This is a genomic window from Vibrio sp. 10N.222.48.A3, from assembly GCF_041475345.1.
GTDB classification, from domain to species: Bacteria; Pseudomonadota; Gammaproteobacteria; order Enterobacterales; family Vibrionaceae; genus Vibrio; species Vibrio tasmaniensis_A.
In genome coordinates this window covers 1-334 of record NZ_JBFRVX010001140.1, presented here as the reverse complement: position 1 = coordinate 334, position 334 = coordinate 1, and the positions used below count along the sequence as shown (strand labels likewise).

The window sequence follows — 334 nt, the reverse complement described above, 5'->3', positions numbered from 1 at the left end:
TACATAGGTAATACATATTCAATTCATTTTATTAATCAACTCAACGAGCTCTTCATCATCTATCTTGTCTCGATATAAAGCCAAAGCTCGGTACAGTTTCGCTGCAGACACATTTCTCTCTGTCTGCTCTTGCAGATTTGCTACCCAATCGGTTATCCGTTCTTTATCAGTAAGTGACATTCTAAGAGTCAGAGGAGGCACCATATAAGATGTCGTCACTTTCTTTTTGACAGTCGTAATTCCAGTCGACTTACTTGAACCTTCGTTCTTGTCAGTAGAGATAGCTGTTATAGCTCCTCGTTTTTTCAACTTGCTCATATGTATTACCTATGTA

At 38.3% G+C, this 334-nt stretch carries 1 protein-coding gene; it reads right to left on the bottom strand.

The window, feature by feature from the left end; genetic code table 11:
- Positions 1 to 18: 18 nt before the first annotated feature.
- The gene (locus tag AB4653_RS24435; RefSeq protein WP_016799982.1) at positions 19 to 318 is read right to left on the bottom strand and encodes a hypothetical protein; all 300 of its coding nucleotides are present in this window, start codon (positions 316 to 318) and stop codon (positions 19 to 21) included.
- Positions 319 to 334 lie beyond the last annotated feature (16 nt).

Bases quoted from the DNA above. Each gene is read 5' to 3' on its own strand.
- AB4653_RS24435 (WP_016799982.1), bottom strand. From the start codon at position 318: ATGAGCAAGTTGAAAAAACGAGGAGCTATAACAGCTATCTCTACTGAC.